Source organism: Isosphaeraceae bacterium EP7 (assembly GCA_038400315.1).
Classification (GTDB): Bacteria; Planctomycetota; Planctomycetia; order Isosphaerales; family Isosphaeraceae; genus EP7.
Window position 1 is genome coordinate 2,843,787 of record CP151667.1, and the last position, 23,184, is coordinate 2,866,970.

The 23,184-nt window shown below is 67.6% G+C and carries 19 protein-coding genes; 7 read left to right on the top strand and 12 right to left on the bottom strand.

Annotation, left to right across the window (positions count from 1 at the left end):
* Positions 1-18: 18 nt before the first annotated feature.
* Both EP7_RS10825 and EP7_RS10830 read left to right on the top strand, forming a co-directional pair.
* A complete protein-coding gene (locus tag EP7_RS10825; protein ID WP_463527867.1) occupies positions 19-2,871 on the top strand; it encodes a YfbK domain-containing protein in 2,853 nt (950 codons plus the stop codon).
* Between the two features lie 279 nt (positions 2,872-3,150).
* Positions 3,151-3,390, top strand: a complete 240-nt coding sequence (locus EP7_RS10830) for a hypothetical protein (protein ID WP_463527868.1) — start codon at positions 3,151-3,153, stop codon at positions 3,388-3,390.
* Between the two features lie 65 nt (positions 3,391-3,455).
* On the opposite strand, the gene EP7_RS10835 is transcribed toward EP7_RS10830, so the two are convergent.
* The 9 genes from EP7_RS10835 to EP7_RS10875 all read right to left on the bottom strand — a co-directional run bounded on the left by EP7_RS10835 (position 3,456) and on the right by EP7_RS10875 (position 13,659).
* Positions 3,456-4,736, bottom strand: a complete 1,281-nt coding sequence (locus EP7_RS10835; protein ID WP_463527869.1) for a glutamate-5-semialdehyde dehydrogenase — start codon at positions 4,734-4,736, stop codon at positions 3,456-3,458.
* A complete protein-coding gene (gene folP, locus EP7_RS10840) occupies positions 4,733-5,638 on the bottom strand; it encodes a dihydropteroate synthase (protein ID WP_463527870.1) in 906 nt (301 codons plus the stop codon). The genes EP7_RS10835 and folP overlap by 4 nt, the downstream gene beginning before the upstream one ends.
* Before the next feature lie 84 nt (positions 5,639-5,722).
* Positions 5,723-6,235, bottom strand: coding sequence for an LPS assembly lipoprotein LptE (gene lptE, locus EP7_RS10845; RefSeq protein WP_463527871.1), 513 nt, complete (start codon positions 6,233-6,235; stop codon positions 5,723-5,725).
* 91 nt (positions 6,236-6,326) lie between these two features.
* Positions 6,327-7,631: an outer membrane protein assembly factor BamD gene (gene bamD, locus EP7_RS10850; protein ID WP_463527872.1), complete on the bottom strand. Its 1,305-nt coding sequence runs from the start codon at positions 7,629-7,631 to the stop codon at positions 6,327-6,329.
* 5 nt (positions 7,632-7,636) lie between these two features.
* Positions 7,637-8,389 carry a DNA repair protein RecO gene (recO, locus tag EP7_RS10855; protein ID WP_463527873.1) on the bottom strand — a complete coding sequence of 251 codons (753 nt, stop codon included), beginning with the start codon at positions 8,387-8,389 and terminating at the stop codon, positions 7,637-7,639.
* 60 nt (positions 8,390-8,449) lie between these two features.
* Complete coding sequence (locus EP7_RS10860; RefSeq protein WP_463528405.1) at positions 8,450-9,730, bottom strand: hemolysin family protein; 1,281 nt, start codon at positions 9,728-9,730, stop codon at positions 8,450-8,452.
* Complete coding sequence (ybeY, locus tag EP7_RS10865; protein ID WP_463527874.1) at positions 9,727-10,191, bottom strand: rRNA maturation RNase YbeY; 465 nt, start codon at positions 10,189-10,191, stop codon at positions 9,727-9,729. The genes EP7_RS10860 and ybeY overlap by 4 nt, the downstream gene beginning before the upstream one ends.
* A gap of 70 nt (positions 10,192-10,261) precedes the next feature.
* Complete coding sequence (locus EP7_RS10870) at positions 10,262-12,502, bottom strand: HD family phosphohydrolase (protein WP_463527875.1); 2,241 nt, start codon at positions 12,500-12,502, stop codon at positions 10,262-10,264.
* A gap of 128 nt (positions 12,503-12,630) precedes the next feature.
* Entirely contained in the window at positions 12,631-13,659 is a 1,029-nt protein-coding gene (locus EP7_RS10875; RefSeq protein ID WP_463527876.1) for a PhoH family protein, read from the bottom strand.
* 297 nt (positions 13,660-13,956) lie between these two features.
* On the opposite strand from EP7_RS10875, the gene carA reads away from it, so the two are divergent.
* Together carA and EP7_RS10885 are read left to right on the top strand one after the other, a co-directional pair.
* Positions 13,957-15,108, top strand: a complete 1,152-nt coding sequence (gene carA, locus EP7_RS10880; RefSeq protein WP_463527877.1) for a glutamine-hydrolyzing carbamoyl-phosphate synthase small subunit — start codon at positions 13,957-13,959, stop codon at positions 15,106-15,108.
* A 958-nt stretch (positions 15,109-16,066) separates the two neighbouring features.
* On the top strand, positions 16,067-16,729 hold the full coding sequence (locus EP7_RS10885; RefSeq protein ID WP_463527878.1) for a PEP-CTERM sorting domain-containing protein: 663 nt from the start codon (positions 16,067-16,069) through the stop codon (positions 16,727-16,729).
* Between the two features lie 269 nt (positions 16,730-16,998).
* Here EP7_RS10885 and EP7_RS10890 read toward each other — a convergent pair whose 3' ends face one another.
* Entirely contained in the window at positions 16,999-18,324 is a 1,326-nt protein-coding gene (locus tag EP7_RS10890) for a hypothetical protein (RefSeq protein WP_463527879.1), read from the bottom strand.
* A 344-nt stretch (positions 18,325-18,668) separates the two neighbouring features.
* Here EP7_RS10890 and EP7_RS10895 point away from each other — a divergent pair, with 344 nt between their 5' ends.
* The 3 genes from EP7_RS10895 to EP7_RS10905 all read left to right on the top strand — a co-directional run bounded on the left by EP7_RS10895 (position 18,669) and on the right by EP7_RS10905 (position 21,868).
* A complete protein-coding gene (locus tag EP7_RS10895; RefSeq protein ID WP_463527880.1) occupies positions 18,669-19,961 on the top strand; it encodes an adenylosuccinate synthase in 1,293 nt (430 codons plus the stop codon).
* A 97-nt stretch (positions 19,962-20,058) separates the two neighbouring features.
* Positions 20,059-20,847 (top strand): polyprenyl diphosphate synthase, encoded by a 789-nt coding sequence (gene uppS, locus EP7_RS10900; RefSeq protein WP_463527881.1) that lies wholly within the window; start codon positions 20,059-20,061, stop codon positions 20,845-20,847.
* Positions 20,848-20,953: 106 nt separating this feature from the next.
* Positions 20,954-21,868 carry a phosphatidate cytidylyltransferase gene (locus tag EP7_RS10905; protein WP_463527882.1) on the top strand — a complete coding sequence of 305 codons (915 nt, stop codon included), beginning with the start codon at positions 20,954-20,956 and terminating at the stop codon, positions 21,866-21,868.
* On the opposite strand, the gene EP7_RS10910 is transcribed toward EP7_RS10905, so the two are convergent.
* Both EP7_RS10910 and EP7_RS10915 read right to left on the bottom strand, forming a co-directional pair.
* Positions 21,844-22,443, bottom strand: a complete 600-nt coding sequence (locus tag EP7_RS10910) for a hypothetical protein (RefSeq protein ID WP_463527883.1) — start codon at positions 22,441-22,443, stop codon at positions 21,844-21,846. The genes EP7_RS10905 and EP7_RS10910 overlap by 25 nt on opposite strands.
* Positions 22,436-22,993, bottom strand: a complete 558-nt coding sequence (locus EP7_RS10915) for an RNA polymerase sigma factor (RefSeq protein ID WP_463527884.1) — start codon at positions 22,991-22,993, stop codon at positions 22,436-22,438. The genes EP7_RS10910 and EP7_RS10915 overlap by 8 nt, the downstream gene beginning before the upstream one ends.
* Positions 22,994-23,184: the final 191 nt, after the last annotated feature.

Consider the following 23,184-nt stretch of genomic DNA (forward strand, 5'->3'; position numbering starts at 1 on the left):
AAAAAAGGAGCCCCGACCATGCCGCTCGATGCCGACGATCCCCGCCTGACCGCCTACGCCCTGGGCGAACTCGACGACCCCGCCGAAACCGCCGAGATTCAGGCCGCCCTGGCCCAATCCGCCGATCTCCGCCAATTCGTGGACGAGATCCGAGCCACGGGCGATCTCCTCGCCGGCCACCTGAAGGCCGAACCCGTCCCCGGCCTGATAGTCGCCTATCGCGGCGATCTCGAGGAACTCTTCGCCCCATCGACGAACGGTTCGCGCCGCTGGTGGACCTCGCCGGCGTTCAGGCTGGCCGCCGCCGCATCCCTCCTCGTCGGATTGGCCGGCGTGGCCTCGTGGACCACCCGCGTAGCCTATCAGTCGTCCGTTGCCTCCGACCGCTGGGTCGCCGAGTACGAATCCAAATTGGCCGCGAACGACGCGGCAAGGCCGGAGATTGGCTTCAGTAATCAGGCACCCGCCGCCAAGCAGGCCGGCGATGTCGTCGCGGGCCTCGCGGAGAGCGAGGGCGAAGTTGCCCGCGTCACCAGCCGCTACGACCACGAAATCCGGAAGGAAGAAGCGGAACCCGGCCCGACCGAGCCTCCACCGAGTCAGGCGGATGCTCCCGTGGAACTCGTGTTCCGGCGGCCGGAAGCCCCGTCGGCCTCGAACACGCCAACGCGAGCGAAGGATCTAGGAGACACACTCGCCTACCGCGACTCGAAGCCTTCGTCGGCCACGGAGGTCAATCGCGGTGAAGACCCCACAACGCGTGAGCGAAGACCTGGTCGGAAGCTGAATGCGAACGAGCTTCGTGAATCGATTCTGTTGGCCCCGGCTGACGCCAGCCCAGCCCAGCAGGGACAAGCAAGCCAACCCCAGCAGAGAGAGAACTCGCAGGGACAAGCACAAGGGCAGCAGGGACAAGCACAAGGGCAGCAGGGACAAGCACAAGGGCAGCAGGGACAAGCACAAGGGCAGCAGGGACAAGCACAAGGGCAGCAGGGACAAGCACAAGGGCAGGCCGAGGGGAAGTCGGAGATGATGGGGATGGTCGTGAAGCCGATCGACCCGAACTCTGTCTTCTCGCTGGATACCGCAAGTTCGGCCGCTGCCCCCAAGGATTCCGAACCGGCCGGTCGTGGGATGATCGCGAAGGCGGGTCGACTCCAGTCTGTGGACAGGAAACTGGCTGAGTCGCAGGCAGGCCAGAACTCCCCTGGAGGGCAGGTGCGTAGCGGGGGGGGCATGGGCCAGGGCATGGGCGGCATGGCCCAGGGCATGGGCGGCAAACTGCCGATCACGGTCGCAGATAAGTCTGGCCTGGAGGGGTTCACCCAGGGCCAGACATCCCGATCGGAGTTCGGCCGTGAGGCGAAAAGGGTTGGAGAACCTGCCCCGGGCGTCCCGCCCAGTGCGCCCGGTGTCCCGCCGGGTTTGTTGGTCGTCGAGCCGGCTCCCAACCAGGAGCAGTACAATCGGGTGGTCGACAACCCGTTCGTGAAGGCCGCCGAGAAGCCGCTCTCGACGTTCTCGATCGACGTGGACACCGCGTCATATGCCAACGTGCGGCGGTTCTTGAATCAGAATACGTTGCCGCCCCGGGATGCGGTGCGAATCGAGGAGATGATCAATTACTTCTCCTACAACGACCCGCAGCCCGCACCCGGCGAGGCCTTCTCGGTCAACATCCAGGTCGCCGGCTGCCCCTGGGCCGACGGGCACAGGCTGGCCAGGATCGGCCTGAAGGGCAGGTCGATCGACCTGGCGAACCGGCCGCCGGGAAACTTCGTGTTCCTGGTCGACGTGTCGGGCTCGATGGCCGACCAGAACAAGCTGCCGCTGCTGAAGTCGGCATTGCCCTTGCTCGTTCAGCAGCTCGGCGAGAACGACCGATTGACGATCGTGACGTATGCGGGGACGACAGGCATCGCCCTGCCGCCGACCTCGTGCGACCGCAAGCCTGAGATCCTCCGGCTGATCGAGGTGCTGACCTCGGGGGGCTCGACGAACGGGGCCAGCGGCATCCAGCTCGCCTACGACGCGGCCGTCCGCACGTTCATCAAGGGGGGGACCAACCGGGTCATCCTCTGCACCGACGGCGACTTCAACGTGGGCATCAGCGACGATGCCTCGCTGGTGCGGCTGATCGAGGAGAAGGCAAAGACCGGCGTGTTCCTGAGCGTCCTCGGCTTCGGCCAGGGGAACCTCAAGGACACCAAGATGGAGCAGCTCGCCGACAAGGGGAACGGCAACTACTCGTACATCGACACGCTCCAGGAGGCCCGCAAGGTCCTGGTCGAGGAGATGGGCGGGACGCTCGTGGCGATCGCCAAGGACGTGAAGATCCAGGTCGATTTCAATCCGGCGAAGGTCGGGTCCTATCGCCTGGTCGGCTACGAGAACCGGGTGATGGCCAACAAAGATTTCCACGACGACACCAAGGACGCCGGCGAGATTGGCGCGGGCCACGGCGTGACGGCCCTGTATGAGATCATCCCCGCAGGGGCCGTCGAGGCCCCGGCGAGTGGATCCCGCTACACCAAGCCCGCCCCCACGCCGGTCGTCGTCAACGCCGATGCAAGCGACGACCTGCTGACGGTGAGCCTGCGGTACAAGCACCCCGACGCGGACAAGAGCACGCTCATCGAGCGGACCGTGAAGGACGACGGCCGCGACCTGGCCGCCGCCAGCGACGACCTGAAGTTCTCGTCGGCCGTCGCCGGCTTCGGGCTCCTGCTGCGGGGCTCGCCCGCGGGGAACCTGACCTACGGCGGCGTGCTGGAGCTGGCGGAGTCGAGCCGGGCGTCGGACCCGAACGGCTATCGCGGCGAGTTCCTGGAGCTGGTCCGCAAGGCCAGGTCCCTCTCGCCGGGGCGTTGAGGATGCGTTGAGAGATCAAACGAAGGGGGGCGCGGGGGCGAACGTCCCCCGCGCCCCCCGCTATTTTGGCATGCCCGAATCGGCCGGCGGGCGTTGATTTAAAACCGCGAAGCGAACGAGAGCGTGGCCGGCATCGTAATAATATCCAGACCGGCGAGACGAATTCACCGGCAGAAGTTCGCGAGGACGCGAGGCGACAGACATCAGTCCCGACCGAAACGGGGGTTTGTCGAGCACGTCGAAACGCATGAACTTTGGAATGGATTTCTGGAGGATATCATGGTTTACACCACCCGCAATGTACCCAACGAAATGCTGGAGAATCGTCCGGCCCGGCTCTGGGTCGGCCTGGCCGTCAGCGCATCCCTGATGGTGCTGACCCTCGGAGCCGAGCTGGCAATCTACTTGAAGCACGGCCAGACCGAATGGCAGTTGCTGCCCATCGGAGCGGGGCTGTCATTCTTCGCCTTGATCTACCTGACCATCCGTGGCGCGATGATGAAGATGCACGACCTGTGATCGGCCTTGTCCCGAGACTTCGGGCGGAATGGATGCCGCCCGGACTGGGCCGGCCCCGAGATTGATCAGTCGCGAACCTGGCCGTCGCCGTAGACGACCCACTTGGTCGTGGTCAGCTCACGCAGCCCGCACGGGCCGCGCGCGTGATATTTGTCGGTGCTGATGCCGATCTCGGCCCCCAGCCCCAGCGCATTGCCGTCGTTGAACCGGGTGCTGGCGTTGACCATCACCGCCGAGCTGTCGACCTCGGCCACGAACCGGCGGGCCGCGTTCAGGTCGTTGGTGATGATCGCCTCGGTGTGCCCTGAGCTGTGGCGACCGATGTGCGCGATGGCGTCGTCGAGCGATTCGACCACCTTCACCGCGAGAATCAGGTCGAGGAACTCCGTGTCCCAGTCGGCCGGCTCCGCGGGGGTCATCGAAGCGACGATCTCGCGAGCGCGGTCGTCGCCGCGCAGCTCGACCTTGAGGGCGGAAAGGGCATTCGCCACGATCGGCAGCAGGGTCGGGGCGGCGTCCCGGTGAATCAGGAGGGTTTCCAGGGCGTTGCAGACGCCCGGGCGCTGGACCTTGGAGTTGACCGCGATGCGCACGGAGGTCTCGGCGTCGGCGTCGGCGTGCAGGTAGAGGTGGCAGTTCCCCTGGTAGTGCTTCAGGACGGGCATGGTCGCGTCCTGGACGACCCGGCGGATCAGGCTCTCGCCCCCGCGCGGGATGGCCAGGTCGATGCAGTCGGCCATGCCCAGCAGGTGGCCGACGGCGTGGCGGTCGACGGTCTGGACGAGCTGGACGGCGGCCTGCGGCAGCCCGCTCGGCTCGAGTTCCGAGGCCAGGATCCGATAGAGCGCGGTGTTCGAGTGGAGCGCCTCCTTGCCGCCGCGGAGGATGGCCGCGTTGCCGCTCTTGATGCAGAGCGCCGCGGCGTCGACCGTGACATTGGGCCGGCTCTCGTAGATCATGAAGACGACGCCCAGCGGGACGCGGACCTGCGTCACGTCCAGGCCGTTGGGCCGCTTGCTGGAAGTGACGGCCTCGCCGATCGGGTCGGGCAGGGCGGCGACCTCGGCCAGCGAGGCGGCGATCTTGTCGATCCGGCCCAGGTCGAGCGATAGGCGGTCGATGGCGGCGGCGTTCAGGCCCCGGCCGGGAGCTTCCTCGATGTCGATCGAGTTGGCGTCGAGGATCTCGGCCGCGCGGTGGTTCAGGGCCTCGGCCGCCCGCTTCAGCCAGGTGTTCTTGGCCTGCCCCTTCACGATGCGCATGGCCTTGGAGGCCACCTTGGCCTGCTCGGCCATGGCCCTGCATTCGTGGAACAGGCGCTTCGCGACCCAGTCGTGCTCGATCATCTGGAACCTTCCCCAACGTGGCCTTCGATGGCCGCCCAGACCTTGATGGCGTCGACCATCGGCCCCACGTCATGCACCCGGACGATTTGGGCCCCGCGCGCGATGGCCGCCAGCGACGAGGCGACGGTGGCCGCCGCACGCTCGGACACCGGCCGGCCCGTCAGGGTTCCCAGGAACCCTTTCCGCGACGTGCCGACCAGCACGGGACATCCCAGGCTGGCAAACCTGGACGTTTGCCGCAAGAGGTCCAGGTTCTGTTCGAACGTCTTGCCGAACCCCAGCCCGGGGTCGACGGCAATCCGCTCGCGCGGCAGGCCCAGCCCCATCAGGTAGTCGATCCGGCCGGCCAGATAGCCCCGCACCTCGGCCACGACATCATCATAGTGGGGACTGACTTGCATCGTCGAGGGCGTCCCCTGCATGTGCATCACCACCACGCCGGCCCCGCGAGCGGCGCAAAGCGAGGCCATCTCGGGGTCGCCCGCCAGCCCCGTGATGTCGTTGATGATCGCCGCGCCGGCGTCAAGTGCCCTCCTGGCGACCTCCGCCTTGCTGGTGTCGACCGAGATGGGGACATTCAGCCTGCCGCGCAAGGCGTCCAGCAGCGGGATCACGCGCGAGAGTTCCTCGTCGAGCGAGACCCCCGCCGACCCCGGCCTGGTCGACTCGCCGCCGATATCGAGGAGGTCGGCACCCTCGCTCACGAGCCTCAGGGCGTGCTCGATCGAGGCATCCAGCGACCGTCCCGGCCTGCCGTCGGAGAAGCTGTCGGGCGTCACGTTGACGATGCCCATAACGGCGGCGCGGCCGGGGGCCGAGATGATGCGGTCACCGACGATCCAGGGGCTTCGGTCCTCGGGGATCGGCCGAGGCAGGGTCGTGGTCAGGTCGATGCGCGACATCGGTCCTCGCCGTCGGGATGGAGCAGGGGGGTGGCCCCGGCCTGGCGGCGGTCGGTGTCCGGGCGCCGGACACCGGCCCGAGTCTCACCAGCGTTGCTCCATCATACCGACGATCTGAATCGCCAGCTTCTGGTTGACCTTGTAGAAGGCGGTCTCGGCGGTCTCGCCCAGCTCGGGGGCGAAGTTAACGGCCTCGGAGATGAGGGCCGGCGGGACGGGCTTCTTGTCGGGATTGTCCCGGTTGTCGGTCCAGTTGACCGACACGGTCATGACGGCGTTGAGCAGTCGCGGGAGGTTGAACGGGCTCTCGACGATGAGGTTCTTGTCGGCGAAGTTCACCTCGCCGTCGAGGATGGTGTCGGCCGCGTCGGGGTCATTGACGAGCTTGAAGGGGGTGCGGTTGGCGATCTCTTTCTTGACCAGCTCGGTGAGCTGGAAGTTGACGTCGCGCTTGAAGGTGACAGAGCGGAAGACCGGCACATAGATGGTCCGGATCGACTTGTCGAACGGCGGGCGGACCGAGTAGCCGCAGCCGGCGACCATCGAGAGGCCGAGTGCGAGCAGGGCGCGACGGGTCGGGCGGTTGGGACGATTCAATGTCGGGCCCTCCTTGCGGGCCGGGCGCCCGTGCGCCCGCGTCCTTTGTTCCTTGGACCGATTCTCGGCCGCGTGATCCGATCCATCCCGATCAATACGTCGAGGCGCCGCCGTTGGGGCTGTTCATGCCGCCCGTGAGCCCGCCGCCGCCCACGCCGCCGGTGAGGGGATCGGTGCTGCCGGGCAGGGTCATGATCTTGCTGGGCAGCGATTCCTTGCGAGGGACCTTGGCCAGGGTGACCAGCTCGGTCTTGGACTTGGCGGCCCAGTCGCTGTCGGGCCAGAGCTGGACGACCTTGTTGTAGTACCACTCGGCGGCCGTGGGATGGCCGGTCCTGCGGTAGAACTTGGCCGTCCTGAAGTCGCGCTCGGCCCGCTGGTCGTTGATGAGGTCGAGGGTGTGGCTCAGCTCCGACGTCTCGCCGATCTTCTCGGGGAAGGCGACGCGGGTCTGACGGATCGTGGCGCGGGCCTGCTCCAGACCTGTGGCGTCGTATTCGGGGCCGACATAACCCTTGACCTTCGAGTCGATGCTCTCGTGCTGCGCCTTCTGCACGAGGTCGCTCTTGGCGTGGTCGGTGACCAGCTGATCATAGTGGATGGCGGCTAGCTCATACTCGCCGGAGGCCTTGTAGTGGTCGGCGATGCGCAGGAGGGCCTTGTCCGAGAGCGGCCCGGTGGGGTCGTGATGGCGGACGTGCTCGAGCGCCTGGATCGCATGGCCGTTGACGTCGACGAGCGGGAGCCTGCCGGTCATGCGCGAGTTGATCGGCATGGCCTTGTAAGCCTCGGCGTCGTTGGACGAGAGCCAGTAGTTGCCGATGGCATATTCGCGCTTGACCAGGGCGTCGAGATAGTCGGTGCCCGGGTAGGTGATGACGAGCGTCTCATACTCGTTGTGGGCACCCACATAGTCGGCCATCTGGTACTTGGTCTCGGCCAGATAGTACTGGGACTTTTCGCCCCAGGGGGTCCCCTTTCGGGCCCTGGCCATGGAGGCGAGGAGGGGCTTTGCCTTGGCGTATTCGCCGCGCTGGAACAGCTCCTCGGCGGCCTTGAACTCGGCCTCGGCCTTGGGATCGGCCTCGACGACGGCGGGCTTCCAGCCCTCGCGCCCCTTGACCATGCCGACGGGGTCGGCCTCGGTCGTCGACGGTGGCGTCCTGGGGCTGAGCCATCGCTTCATCAGCGAACGTTCATCGCCGACTTCTTTGTCGGTGATGGGCTTGGCCAGGGTGTGGTCGTAGGCGGCCCGCCAGCGCGACATGGGCCCCTCGGCGATGCCCTGGCAGCCGGCGGCCGAGAAGGCGGCCAGCAGGGCGAAGGCCAGGGCGGGGCCCGTCGTCGCGGCGTCCCGCGTCAGTTCCGGCGTCCTCAGTCCTTGGGCATTCGCCATCGAGATCAGGCTCCGAGATAGGGCAAGAGCCGCGGTCGGCGTCCGAGCAGGTGGCTGACGACCGCGCCGAGCGTCGAGCGGACCGGTCCGAGCGTCCTGGGGCTGTCGTCCAGCGTCCGCCAGTCGGACCCCGGCCCGGACAGGGCCCGCAAGGCATCCAGCGTCCGGCCCGAGAGCGTCGCGACGTGCGCCACACCAGGCCGGCAAGACGGGCAGAGCACACCGCCGGTGGCCAGGCCGAAGGCGACGACGTCCGAGTCGTGACGCGTCTCGACCGGGTTCCCGCAATGAGCGCACGCGTCCAGCGAGGGCATCAGTCCCAGCTCACGCAGGCAGGCCAGCTCGAAGCGGGCCAGACGGCGCGAGCGCAGCACCGGGTCGCCGAGGTGCCGCAAGGTCACCAACGCCGCGTCGAAGAGCCTGGGATGTGGATCGTGGAGGTCGGTCAGCTCGCCCAGAAGCTCGGCGATGTAATACGCCGAGTACAGGGCCGCCAGGTCGCGTCGGAGCGGCCCGAAGCGCTCCACGGGGGAGGCCTCGGTGACCAGGTCGAGCGCATCGGACGACTTGTGCAGCAGCACGATATCGGAAACACCCAGCAGGTCAAGGGCACCCTGCATGGCGTTCTTCGGCCGCCGCGCCCCTTTGGCCAGCGCCCCGACCTTGCCCAGCTCGCGGGTGAACAGAGTCACCACTAGGCTGGTCTCGAAGACCTCCACGGACCGCACCACCAACGCCAGCGAACGGACGGCGGGCACGGTTCACCTCGGTTCCACGGAGGATGACGGGAGCGATTGACCGGCCGGGCCCTGCGTCCTTCAGCCGGCATGGCCGTTGGTTCGGGGGCCGGACAGGTCGATGCGGACGCGGCGGATGGCGTGGTCGATGACCTCGACGACGGTCAGCTCGGCGTCGCCGGCGCGGAAGGTCGAGCCGACCTCGGGCACGCGGCCGAAGGCGTAGAAGGCGTAGCCGGCGAGGGTCTGATAGTCTCCGCCGGTGGGCAGGCGTATGCCCAGCTTGTTGTTGAGCCGCTCCAGGTCGAGCGTGGCGTCGACAAGATAGCTCCCCTCGCCGACATCCTCGATCTGGTCGCCGACCGGGGGGGTGTCGTGCTCGTCGTCGATGGGGCCGACGAGCTGCTCGATGAGGTCTTCCATGGTGACCAGGCCGGAGACGCCGCCGTACTCGTCGAGGATGATGGCCATGTGAGTCCGGCGGGCGCGCATCTCGTCGAGCAGGATGTCGGCCTCCTTGGTCTCGGGGACGCAGAAGGCCGGGCGGGCCAGGATCCTGGGGTTGGTGGCGTCGATGCCCCCGTCGATCATCCGGGTCAGCAGGTCCTTCGCGTGCAGGACCCCGACGATGTCGTCCCGGTTCTCGCCGAAGAGCGGGATGCGGGTGCGGCCCGACTCGACGAACAGGCGTGCGGCGACGCTCGCCGAGACGTCGGCGGGCAGGGCGATGATCCTGGAGCGCGGGGTCATGATCTCGGAGACGTCGCGCTGGGAAAGCTCGACGACGCGCTCGAGCAGGGCGCGGGTGGAGTCGGTCAGGTCGGCCTCGCCGTCTTCCCCGGTCTCCATCGGGGTGTGGATCTCGACCTCGACGCTGGGGGGCCGCGCGGGGGAGGCCGAGGCGCCCGAGAGATGAGTTGCCAGCTTCTCGACCCCCAGCGAGAGGGCCGTGATCGGGCTCATCAGGACGCGCAGCGGGCCGGTCAGCGGCCAGAGCCGGTCGAGGACGTCCTCGGCATAGAGCCGGCCGACGACCTCGGCCACCAGGTGCCCGAGCGCCGCGACGCCCAGCGCCACGACGGGCAGGAACCGACCCAGCGGCACGCCCGACCGCAGGTTCACCAGCGCGCCGAGCAAGGCCGCCAGGCCCAGCGCAGCGATCGTCGACAGGGCACCGACGCTGCGCTCGGTGCGGACGTCGTTGTGGTCGATGGCGGAGGCGCGGGCGGGCCGGCCCCGGCGGGTGCAGATCTCCTCGAGGCGGCTGACCGAGTAGGTTCGCAGCGCCCGGGTGAGGGCCACCGAGGTCCAAAGGACGATCAGGCCGGAGATGCCCAGAAGCATCCCCAGGCCGAAGCTCATTCCGGCCACCGCGAGCCCCCCCGTCCCGCGAGCGAGTCCGGCGCAGGCCGGCCCACCAGCGGGAATGTGTTGACCAGGCCCAGGGCCGAAAGCACTTCGCCCTCGCGCCGGCGCATTGACGCGGACGAGGCGTCGTCGGTGTCGTCCAGGCCGCAGAGGTGCAGCAGGCCGTGGACCACGTAGAGGGCCAGCTCGTCGGAGGGATTGAAGCCCGACTGCTGCGCCGTGGTCGCCGCCATCTCGGCCGAGACGACCACCTCGCCGCAGAGCTCGGTCTCGTCGGGGTCAGACAGCGGGAACGTCACCACGTCGGTCGGCCAGTCGTGCTGGAGGTGCCGCGCATTGATCGACCGGATCGTCGGGTCGTCGACCACGACGATCGAGATCGAGGCCAAGTCGACGCCCTCGCCGACCAGCACCCTGCGTGCTAGCCGGGCCAGGCCGTCTGGGTCGACGGGCAAGTGCGCCTGAGTGTTGCTGACCTCGACCCGAATCGATGCGCCGGAACCTGGGCCGGGCACCTCCGCCGGTTCAGGCGGTGCGCTGCTGGGGGTATTTGACCCGGCCATGGTAGATCCCGATGAGTGACTTGATGAGGCTGTCGCGGATCTCGGCGATCTCGCGGAGGGTGAGGCCGCACTCGTCGAACTGGCCGTCGCGCAGGCGTTTGTCGATCATCTCGCTGACGAGGCCCTCGATGCGCGAAGGGGTGGGCTCGGAGAGGGTCCGGCTGGCGCTCTCGACGGCATCGGCCACCATCAGGATGCCCGCCTCCTTGCTCTGAGGGCGGGGGCCCGGGTAGCGGAAGAGCCCTTCCAGGACGTCGGCGGCGTCGGGGTCGCACTCGCTCCGGCGGGTGGCCTCGCGGTAGAAGTACTCGACCAGGGTGGTGCCGTGGTGCTGCTCGATGAGGTCGATGATGCTCTGCGGCAGGTGGTGCTGGCGGGCCAGGTCGGCGCCGTCCTTGACGTGGCCGATGATGATCAGAGTGCTCATCGCCGGGGCCAGGTTGGCGTGGCGGTTGGCCATGCCCGTCTGGTTCTCGATGAAGTAGTGCGGCTTGAGCATCTTGCCGATGTCGTGGAAGTAGGCCCCGATGCGGATCAGCAGGGCGTTGGCGCCGATGCGCTCGGCGGCGGCCTCGGCGATGGTGGCCACCGTCACCGAGTGGTTGTGCGTGCCGGGCGCCCTGCGGACCAGCTCTTGCAGCAAGGGGTGGGTGATGTCGCCCAGCTCCAGCAGGCTGATGCCGGTGACGATGCCGAAGGCCCCCTCGATGAACGGCAGGCTGCCGCCCAGGAAGAAGCCGCCCATCAGGCCCCAGCCCGCGCGCCAGAGGCTGTCTTGCACCAGCAGGGGGGTCGGCTGGTTCTGCCAGAGACCCGTAGCCCAGGTGAGGATGAAGTAACCCAGGGCCGACGTGGCGCCCACCTTGATGAGCTTCGTCCGGGTGCGCACCTCGTTGAGCGTGAGCACACCGGCGACGGTCCCACCCATCAGCACCATGAAGTGGCCGATGCCGGAGCCCATGGCCAGGTTGGTCATCACGCAGAGGGCAAACGTGATCATCATGGCGAAATGCGGATTATAGGCCACCGCGACGATCATGCCCGAGAGCGCCACCGGCACCAGCTCTGCGTCCCAGGTCTGGGTCGCCAGTAGGCGCACCAGAGCCATGGCCAAGACGACCAGGCCGCAGGCCGAGGCCACGCGTCCCAGGTCGCGGTCGACGGCCGGCTCATTGCGATGGACGTAATAGCCGACCAGGGCAAAGAGCGATGCGACCATCACCACGGCCGAGCCGGCGCGCCTGAGGATGGCCCAGGGGGGCATCTCGGAGACCGCCTTGTCGTGCTCCATCCGCAGGAGGATGATCTGCTCCTCGCCGATCTCCTGGTCCTGCTCGACCAGGACGTCACCGCGGCGATAGATGTCATAGACATCCCTGACCGAGTTGCGGGCCGCCTCGCGGAGCTGCTCGGTGAGGGGCCCGTCGAAGGTGAGCGTCGGGATTCCCGCGAACCGGGGTGCGACCAGGCCGAAGAGGGCGTGCCCCAGCGCGGGGTCGTCGAAGGCGGCGGCGAACTCGCGGGCGAGCGGGCCGTCGAGCCTGGCCATACGCTCGGGCCCCACGCGCTCGCGGGGGACGGGCCTGGGCGGCCCCGCGGCGGCCCCCGCGTCGCGGATGGAGAGGGTCCGGCTGGCCTCCTCGGTCCTGGGCAGGGCCTCGGGACCGAGCACGCCGTCCCGGACGGCGGGGGCGAAGGCGCGGGCGAGCCGGCCGGTCAGCCCCTCGCGGGCGCCGGGCTTGGCCAGGGCGTCCTTGATCAGGCGGAAGGAGACTTCCGTCGGCTTCCAAGCCTGTTGCACGGCGGGGGGAAGGCTATCCAGGGAGTCGGCCGCGGCGACGGCGTCGACGAAGTCTTCGAGTTGGTCGGCCAGGTCGCGGATGGGCGACGGGTCGTTGACCATGGCGGGGGGGACCTTGTCGGCCTCCATCTGCCGCTCGGTATTGGCCCTCATCTGGTTGCGGCGCTCGAACTTCTCGACGTTGACGCGCAGCTCGCGGCTGGGCCGCTGGCCCAGGCGGTAAGTGAACGGCGGCCCCGAGCCGTTGACCAGCGCGGCGGTGCACAGGACGGCGACGCCAAGCACGGCGGCGCGGGCCAGGCGATCGCGGCGGCGGGCGATCAGGCCTTGCTGCGAGTCGATGGGGCGGGCGGGCCTCAACTGGGCCCGGGTGGATCTGGTCCGACGTTTACCAAAGCTCATGGAACGGTGTCATCCACTCGCGCGGTCAACGGGCCGAGGCCCGTCCCGCGCCGGAATGTGCCGCGCCGGCTTCGGCGCGGCTTCGTCGGCCCTCGGGGCGTCGCGTCCGCCCCCCGGGCCGCCTCGCCTCATTCCGAGGCAGGGACGGCCGCCGCGTCCACCGCGGCAGACGGCCCATCGTTCGCACCGAACGGAACGCCCTGCTGATCCCCGCGAAGCTCGTCGGTCGACTCGTATGCGTTTACGATCGCCTGCACCAGCGGGTGACGCACGATATCCGACCGGCTGAGCGTCACGATGCCGATGCCGGGCACATCCTTCAAGCGATCCACCGCGTCGGCCAGCCCGCTGGGGGTGTCCGACGGCAGGTCCACCTGGGTGACGTCGCCGGTCACCACGATCCTGGCATTCTGGCCCATCCGGGTCAGGAACATCTTCATCTGACCGATTGTCGCATTCTGGCCCTCGTCCAGGATGATGACCGCATCGTTGAGCGTCCGCCCCCTCATGTAGGCGAGCGGCGCGATCTCGATCAGGTCGTGCCCCGTATACCGGCGGATCTGGTCGTAATCCATCAGGTCGTGCAGGGCGTCGAGCAAAGGGCGCAGGTAGGGGTTGATCTTCGCCTCGAGGTCACCCGGCAGGAAGCCCAGGTGCTCGCCGGCCTCGACCGCGGGGCGGACCAGGACGATCTTCTTGATCCGCCCTTTTCGCAGCAGCGAGACGGCCATGGCCACGGCCAGATAGGTCTTGCCCGTGCCCGCGGGGCCGACGCAGAAGACCAGCTCATAGTCGCGCAAGGCCGAGAGGTAGCGGGCCTGGCCGTCGGTGCGGGCGCGGACCAAGCGAGAGCCCTCGCGGATCTCCACGGGGCCGCCGCCGGCGGAGTCTCGGGTGGCGTTCACGATCGCGTCGAGCGCCTCGGCGACGTCGCCCGAACTGATCGCCTTCCGCCGGCGATAGGTGTCGCGCAGGCCGTCGAACACGCGCTTGGCTCGCTCGACGCCTTCCTCAGGGCCCTCGACGCGGATCTCTCCGTGCCGCGCCGTGACCTTGACGCCCAGGGCATCGCGGATCTGCCTTAAATTCTGGTCTCGGCTGCCGAAGACCGCGAACTCTTCATCCTGCCCGCCCAGAGTGATCGTGACTTCCGGCATGCCCCGCCCTTCGATGCGTCGCTCGGTGCTGACGGTGCTTCGGCCGTCAATTAATCTTCATTATGGACACCCCGGTCGTCAAAAGACAACGGCATGCCCCGCGGCCCGACCGTGAGGGCGAACCTCGCCGCCCTTGGGCTCCCTCACGCAACCGATGCGCCGTTCTCGCTGGACGATCGGGGCCGCATGCCGCTACAATCGGCGTGACGAATTTCGCCCATCGGCGCGTCCGCGCGCGCCGAAAACCGGGCCGACGGGCACGCACGCGGGGCGACTTGAACGGGAACGACCACGCCGATGGAGATCGCCAAGCTCGCGCTCGAGGATGGGACCGTGTTCACCGGGCGTGCCTTCGGGGCACCCGCGGAGGTCGACGGCGAGGTCGTCTTCAACACGAGCATGACCGGATATCAGGAGATCGTCACCGACCCCTCCTATCACGGCCAGATCGTGGCCATGACCTATCCGCTCATTGGCAACTACGGCATCAACGCCGAGGACGCCGAGAGCGGCCAGCCCTGGATCCGCGGCCTGGTCGTCCGCGAGCTCAGCCGGGTCGTCAGCAACCACCGGGCCGAGCGTGCGCTGGGCGACTACCTCGCCGACCACGGGGTCCCCGGCCTCGAAGGCATCGACACCCGCGCCCTCGTCCGCCTGACCCGCGAGCGCGGGGCCATGAAGGGGATCCTCTCCTCGGTCGACCTCGACGACGCGTCGCTCGTGGACAAGGCCCGCAAGAGCCCCGGACTGGTCGGCCGCAACCTCGTCCGCGAGGTGATGCCCCGGACGCATTCCACCTGGTCGCCCGGGTTCGAGAGCCCCTTCGCCAAGCGAGTCATCGACCCCTCCAACCCGGTCCAGCCCCAGCCCGACCGGCTGCCGCACGTGGTGGCGATGGACTTCGGCATGAAGTGGAACATCCCGCGCCACCTGGTCGAGTCCGGCTGCCGGGTCACCGTCGTCCCCGGCTCGACCCCCGCCGCGGCGATCATGGAGCACCAACCCGACGGCATTTTCGTCTCCAACGGCCCGGGCGACCCCGAGCCCCTGGTCGAGGCCGTCTCGACCCTGAAGGCCTTGATCCGCGACGCGGCCGAGGCCCGCGGGATCCCCATCTTCGGCATCTGCCTGGGCCACCAGTTGCTCGGCCAGGCCTTCGGCGGCAAGACCTTCAAGCTGAAGTTCGGCCACCGCGGCGCCAACCACCCGGTCCGCAACAACCGGACGGGCAAGATCGAGATCACCACCCAGAACCACGGCTTCGCCGTCGACCCGTCCACCCTGCCGGCTGACGTCGAGCAGAGCCACACCAACCTCAACGACCAGACCCTCGAAGGCCTCCGCCACCGCCGCCTCCCCGTCTCCAGCGTCCAGTACCATCCCGAGGCCTCCGCCGGCCCCCACGACAGCCAGTACCTCTTCGCCGACTTCCGCCACCAGATGGGTTGAAGCCGGTGGGGCAGACGCCATCGACAGAGGACGCCAACCGCCGGCCGGATTCACCCCATCCCGCCGGCGCCGTTGGGTTCGTTTTCCGATTCCCGGACCTCGACCGACAATTCCGACCGTAACACGATTTCTCGGAAGAATTTACGTCTCCCTTGGGTTCGTTTTCTCGTCGCCGCAATGGCTTCGTTTCGCAGTCTTTGCACGATTCAGTTGTCAAAGAATCGCGCCGCGGGGCGAGTCGCCTCCACTTCGCGGCGCAATGCGCAAGCTATTCCTTAAGTTGCAATTCGCGGCGAAAACCGGCAGCTTTTTTCGAATTATCCTTTTTGCGCGGCCCTGCCTGACTCGATGACCGAATAGACATTGTCAGGACCGACGCACTGATTGCGTGCACGCAGTTATTACTCTCGGCGCAGGTCGACGTTTTCCCCGGCTCGGGGAATGGGCTGCACCGGGAGGGCATCGCATTGCCTCGCCCCGGGAAGCTGCCTTGTGAAACCGCTACATCCGTGGCAAAATCCCGGCGCATCCAAGCTTGCAGGCCATCATCGACTGATGAGGCCGTGGCTCGCTGCTGGCGATCACCTCCGCACTGATTAAAACCCGAAGGCCCCTTGATCCGAACGTCGCGTCGATCAGCTCGAAGGCGATGCGAGAGGGGCGTCCATCCGTGGCAGGTCCGACCGATGCGGCGTTGCACCAGGTCGAGGGTTAGGTCGAAGACGACCGGACAACTCGAAGTTTGATTCATTCTAAAAACATGTTGATCACAGGAAACACTTCTTCAGCCTTATGAGGCCAGAATCACCGCCTCCGATGAAGGATTACGGATTACTGAAGCGACTTGGAAAACATGAAGGGCATGATGCTTGCGTCCACACAGTGAGGATGCGCACACTACCGCAAGCAGGGGGTCGAATGTCCCCCCCGACTCGACCCAACAAAAAGGGCAAGGATGATGGTTCTCGCAAGAATGCCGATCGCGGCCGCGGCGCTCCTCCTGGCGGCGATGGCGGGAACCCCTGCGAGGGGGGAGTCTTTCAGTGGCACGATCGAAGGCCAGGTCAGCATCGACGTAAGCTATGCGGGATCAGTCGAGATCGACCCCTCCGAATATCAGTCTTATAGCTATGTCGGCAAAGGTTCCCTCTCTTTCAGCTTCGAACTTCAGCTCCCCGTCAACCCGGACTTCGGATCGTTCGCCTATAACTTTAGCTTCTCCATTGCTGAAGTTGGCTTAAGTCCCACGCCAGACGCCTTGATCCTCGCCTACGATGGTTCCGCCTATGGTTCCGTCGGGAATTACGTGGGAGGGTCGTCGAATTTCGAGTCCAAGGGTTTCCATCAAGACTACTCCGTCTCACTGGCGGATAAGTCGGGCCTGTTCTTCGGGACCGGCTCCACGGTGCCTGGGATGACAGCCTCCGCATCGGCGTATGTGTCGAATGACGTTGGACCCATATCAGGGACGATCATCCGTCAGATTCGGGCCTCGTTCACGGGCAGCGTCGCGCCTGCTCCCGTGCCGGTTCCCGAGCCCTCGGGACTCGTGCTGATGGGGATCGCTGGGCTCTGCGGCCTGGTCGCCACGGCGAAGCATCACCGGCGGGCTTTGGCCTGAGCATGGCCGGGCCAAGCCAGGTCGTCGGCGCGGCCCCGACATCGGCTCGCGAGTCTCCTGGCCGCGACTCCGGGATTCCACCGTCGGGACCATGGCGGCCGGGCGATACGGCTCGGGGCGTCTTCGCCCACGGGGCACGCCCTCATCCGGGACATTCTTGATCTGTGCGGGGTTCCGGAAGGCCCAGTCAACGCGAAAAGGGCGGAGGCGCGGTTGTGTCGCGCCTCCGCCCTTCGATGCGATGATCGTCGATCCGACTCGGTTCGAGATCAATTCTGGCTGGAAGGGGCGACCTGGCTGGAGGGGGCGACGGCCGGGGCGGCGGCGTAGGTGGCGGGGACCATGACGCAGGTGTTGACGGCCACCTGGCGGCTAACCTGGCGGGCGACGCAGCGGGTGGTCGTCACGGGGACCTGCTCGGGGACGCAGACGGGAACCTGGCGGGTGATCGTCTCGGTGACCGGGCGGCAGCGGGTGACGTAGCGGGTCACCTGGTACTGCTCGGGGACGCAGACGGGAACCTGGCGGGTGATCGTCTCGGTGACGTAGCGGGTCTGGGTCGTCTGCACCTGGTCGGTGCGCTGCTCGGGCACGAAGGTGGTGCGGGAGACCTGGACCGTCTCGGAGACCTGGCGGGGGACCTGGCGGGTGACGGGGACCTCGATCTCACGGGTCAGGGTGCGGCAGACCTGGCGGGGGACGGTCACCGAGACGTAGTCGACCTTGCACTCGGGGACCTGGACGGTCGTCTGGACGGGGACCATCTCGGTACGGCACTTGTTGACGTACTGGGTCTCGTTGACCGTCGTGCAGACGGGGTTAGAGACGAAGACGGTCTGGCTCTGGTAGCCCACCACCGCGCAGGTGACGCAGGTCTTGCTCGCGTGGCCGTGGCCGCACTTCGCCGGGGCGGCCGCCGCCACCTGGCCGTAGATCGGCACGTTCTGGGTCTGGTAGCCGCCGCGCTCTTCCACCACCCGGCGGGCGATATTCACGGGCACCTGCTCGTTGACGGTCCGCGGTACGTACGAGGTGCGGACCTGGTTGGTCATCACGGTCGAGTACCGCGGCTGCTGCACCGTGTCATTGACGGTTTCCGTCACGGTGTACGGCTGCTGCACCTTCTGGGTGGTGTTCTGGGTCTCGTAGACCGTGCGCACGACCTGCTGCGGCACCTGCTCGGTGCGGGGGACGTTCACGGTGTAGGTCCGGGGGACCGTGACCGTCTCGCAGATGGGCCGCTGGACGGGGATCTGCTCGGTCTTGTACTCGGTCCGGTAGCGGGTCAGGGTCTGGGTGACCGGGACCTGCTCGGGGATCATGCGGGTGACGGGCACCTGCTCGGTCTTGTATTCGGTCCGGTAGCGGGTGACCATCCGCGTCTCGGGCACCCGGTCGTAGACGGTGTCGGTCACGGTCCGATAGCTCGTCTGCCATTGCGGAACCAGGGCCGGGCCGGTCTCGCACGCGGGGGCAACGCCCACGACATGGCCGGAGCCGCACTTCTGGCAGAGATGCCCGGCCTGGGCCGAGCCCACCCCAGTGGCTCCAACCACGACCATCGCCGCAAAAACCCGCATCTTCCCAAGCTGCATCATCATTGTTGTCCCGAAAAAACCAACGCTCAACCCATTCCGCCTAACCGGCAAGGCTTCTTAAAGCATATCTTATTCCACAGCTTTCCCAAGCTCGATGATCGACAAAATTTTCCCCATCCCTCCCATCCTCCGAATCTACACACTATCCTCTAGGCGAAGTGTTCGGCATTGGCCGGCCCGGAAGGGCTGCGGGTCGGGGCTCTGCCGAGTCGAGGGTGATCGGGGATGGGCGCGTCGAGACGGGTTCGATCCCAGTTACTTGACGCGGCAAAGTGAGCTTGTTAGTCTCTCGTTTTCTTGGCGAGAGAGTCGTCAAGGGCCGTTGGCAGAGGGGTTTCGCCGTGTCGTCGACGTGTGTGGTTGGCCTCCAGTGGGGCGATGAGGCGAAGGGGAAGATCGTCGACCTGCTCTGTGACGCCCACGACGTGGTCGTGCGCTACCAGGGGGGAGCCAACGCGGGCCATACCGTGGTGGTCGACGGCACGACCTACAAACTCTCGCTCATCCCGACGGGCATTCTCAGGCCCAACGTGACGGCCGTGATCGGCAACGGCGTGGTCGTGCACCCGCCGGCGCTCCTGAAAGAGGCCGCGACCCTGGCGGCCCAGGGGATCGACTTCGGCGATCGCCTGCTCGTCAGCGACCGGGCTCACCTGATCTTGCCCTATCACCTGGCCGAGGAGCGGCTGACCGAGGAGAGTACCTCGGAGGCCGACCACCTGGGCACCACCCGCCGCGGGATTGGCCCCTGCTATCGCGACAAGGTGGGGCGGGTGCACGGGATCCGCGTGGGCGAGCTGGCCCACCCGGCCGAGTTCCGCGAGCGGCTCGACCGGATCGTGGCGTACAAGAATCGCCTGCTGACGGCCATGCTGCCCGACTTCGAGCCGATGGACGCCCGCGCGATCGCCGAGGAATACCTGGGCTACGCCGAGCAGCTCCGCCCGTTCGTGCGCGACACGACGGCCTGGCTCCACGAGGCGCTAGCGTCCGGGCGCAGGCTCTTGTTCGAAGGCGCGCAGGGGAGCCTGCTCGACATCGACCACGGCACCTATCCGTACGTGACCAGTTCCAACAGCAGCGCCGCGGGAATCGCCGCGGGCTCGGGAGTGCCGACCCGGCACATCAGCCGCTGGCTGGGAATCGTCAAGGCATACACGACCCGCGTGGGCGGCGGGCCGTTCCCGACCGAGCTTCACGACGAGACGGGCGAGCGCATCCGCCGCGTGGGCCGCGAGTACGGCACCGTCACGGGCCGCCCCAGGCGCTGCGGCTGGTTCGACGCGGTGGCCACCCGCCACGGGGCGAGGGTCAGCGGTGCCACCGAGATCGCCGTGATGCTGCTGGACGTCCTGAGCGGGATCGACCAGCTCAAGGTGGCCGTGTCCTATGAAGATGAGAACGGCAAGCGAGTCGAGAACGTCCCGGCCCACCTCTCGGACCTGGCCCGCTGCCGGCCGGTGTTCGAGACCTTGCCCGGCTGGACGGAAGACCTGACCGCCTGCCGCCACTGGGATGATTTGCCGGGAGCGGCCCGCGACTACGTCGGGTTCCTGGGCAAGCAGCTGGGCGTCCCGGTGTCGATCGTCTCGGTCGGCCCCGAGCGCAAGCAGACGATCGACGTGCCTCGCTAGGTCGACGCAGGATGGGCCGCACGCCCGCCAGGCCCACTCGAATGGATTCGAGCCGGCGTCCCGAACCCGCACCAGAGCCCCCGAGGTTTTGCCAAGCGTGTCCCGGACCACGACAATCACCCCGGAAGGCCTGGCGCGGATCGCGCCGCTGGGCCTGACGCCCGAGCAGCTCCCCCGGCACGTCGCCATCATCATGGACGGCAACGGCCGCTGGGCCAGGCGCCGCGGCCTGATGCGCAGCGTCGGCCACCGGTTCGGCATCCGCAGCGTCCGGGCGGTCGTCGAGGAAGGCTGCCGCCTGGGCCTGGGGCAGTTGACCCTCTACTGCCTCTCGGTGGAGAACTGGAAGCGGCCGGCCAACGAGCTGCGGTTCCTGATGCGGTTCCTCCGCCACTTCCTGGTGGCCGAGCGAGCCAAATTAATCCGCGAGAATGTCCGCCTGACCATGATCGGCCGCCGCGAAGGGCTGCCGCCCGAGGTGCTCGACGACCTCGACCGGACCATCGCCGAGACCGCCGGCAACACGGGCCTGACCCTGTGCCTGGCCGTGAATTACGGCGGCCGGACCGAGATCGCCGACGCCGCCAGGCGGATCGCCGAGGATGTCCGCGCCGGCGTGCTCGACCCCGAGCAGGTGGACGAGTCGACCGTCTCGGGCTACCTCTACACCGCCGGGATGCCCGACCCCGACCTCTTGATCCGGACCGCGGGCGAGATGAGGCTGAGCAACTACCTGCTCTGGCAGATCTCCTACTCCGAGATCTGGGTGACCGAGACCCTCTGGCCCGACTTCCGCGCCGACGACCTGCTCGCCGGCTGCCAGGCCTACGCCGGCCGCCAGCGCAAGTTCGGCGGCCTGCCCACCGAGGCCGCGGCGACGCGCTGAGGCCGAAGCATGGCGCGTCACGGTTGGTTGGGGCGGTTTGGTGTTGTACACTGAGTTCGCGCGATTCCCCCGCCCGAGACCACGGTCGCACGCACCAGAGACCTCGATGCTCGCAGCACGCCTGACGACCGGCCTCTCGCTGGTGGCCCTGACCGTCGCGCTCCTCTGGGGCGATGAGCCGCTCGCCCCCTGGTACCCGCTCTGGTTGCTCACGTCGCTGGGCATCCTGGTGCTCTGCGCCCTGGAGCTGGTGGACCTGATGGAGCGGACGGTGGTCCGGACGTCGGGAAGGGCGGTGGTGGGCGGTGTGCTGGCGCTGGGGCTGTCCAACTGGGCCCCGCACATCATGGCTCACATCATGGCGAACGGGTCGACGCATACCGACCCGGGCTTCTGGGGCCTCAACCCGGTCGACGCGATGGCCTGGCCGCTCTGGGTCTTCGTCGGGATCTTGATGGCCCTGTTCGTGTCCCAGGCGTTGCAGTTTCAGGCCCCGGGGCCGACCCTGCCGAGGATCGCGGGTTCGACGCTGGCCATCGCCTATCTCGGCCTGCTGGGCAGCGTCCTGATCCAGTTCAGGTGGCTGGAAGGGACCTACCACGGGGTGATCCCGCTGCTGACCCTGGTGGCCGCGGCCAAGGGGAACGACATCGGCGCGTACACGGTGGGCCGCCTGATCGGCAGGCGCAAGCTCTGGCCGGTGCTCAGCCCCAACAAGACGGTCGAAGGGGCCGCCGGCGGCCTGGTCTTCGGCATCGTGTTCAGTCTGGCCGTCACGGCGATCGCCCGTTATGGCCTGCGTATCCCCACGCTGGGGTGGGCTGCGGCCGTCGGCTTCGGCCTGCTCGTGGGCGTGGCGGCTCAGATTGGCGACCTGATGGAGTCGCTGATCAAGCGGGATTGCGAGCGGAAGGACGCGAGCCAGACCTTACCCGGTTTCGGCGGGATGCTCGACGTCCTCGATTCGCTCCTCTTCGCCGCCCCCGTCGGCTTCGGCTACTGGCTCTGCTTCGGCCCCTGAGCCAGCCGGTCCGACAGATCGACGAGCCTGACTTCGAGCCTGAGGATCTGCTCGCGGAGCGCCGACTCGGCGCGACCGATCCGCGAGTCGATGAGCATGACCGTGGCGAGGATCAGCATCGCCAGGGCCGTGGTCAGCATCGGCATCCCTTCTGCCGCGCGAGCCGAGGCCGATGCGAAGATCGCCAGGGCGACGATCGAGACCAGGGTGAAGCCGAACCCCATCCGGGCGGCGATCGCGTTCTGCCCGGAGAAGTTCCCCCTCGACCGCGAGAACCCCCAGGTGGCGAGCACGATCCAGGCCAGGCCGAAGCAGGCGAAGAGGGACAGGATCGCCCGCACCCGGAATGGGGTCGACGCCGGCTCGGTGAGGGCCAACGACCCGCAGACCAGGAACCCGGACAGGCCGCCCAGGCCCATCAGCACAGAGCCTGCGCGTCGCCGGGCCGACGAGGCGTCCGACAGGCTTGCCTCAAGCTGGGCGCCCAGGGCTTGCCCGTAGCGTCCGTGGATTGCCGGGTCGTGCAGGTCGAAGTCGTGCAGGCGCTTTTCCGGGGAATTTTCGCGGTCAGACATGGCGATCACCTTCGGGTTGGAGGACGTTGCGTAAGGCGTTCTTCGCCTTGAAGAGCCGTGATTTGACCGTGCCGGGCGGGATGCCCAGCACCTCGGCCACCTCGGCGATGCTCAGGTCACGCAGGAAGAAGAGGGTCAGGACTTCGCGATCCGACCGACCGATGAGCGAGAGCCCGTAATGGACCGACTCCGCGTCGTCGAACGAGGCGAGGTCGTCGGCCGCCGGCGACTCGACGAGATCGGCGTCTTCCAGCGCCTTCTCTCGTGCGTAGCCGTCGCGATGATGGCTCATGGCCCTGTTGCGGGCGATCGCGTACAGCCAGACTGGCAGGCGTTGCGGGTCGCGCAGCGAATGGATGCCGCGGAGGACCTGGAGCCAGACCTCCTGGAGCGTCTGCCAGGCGTCCTCCTCCGTCGGCACGAGCCTGCGGAGGTAGAAGAAGAGTTTCCGCTCCCAGGCTTCGATCAGCTCGTCGAAGGCCGCCCGCTCCCCCCGCTGGCAGCGGAGGACGAGGATTTCCTGCTCGATCGCCCGACGGTCCTGGTTCAACGTCCTGCCCCCTTTGCTTGAGCATCAAACTAGTCGCGGGGCGAGGGCGATCGGTTCAAATGCGGGCGAGAATTCCCGTCGAATTCAATTGGCGGCGTGTCCCGCGTTGAACGACTGCCCAGGACAATACCTCGCAAAGGCGGGCGGCATCGGCGATATTCGGCGAGAAACGCATTGCATGCCCACCATCC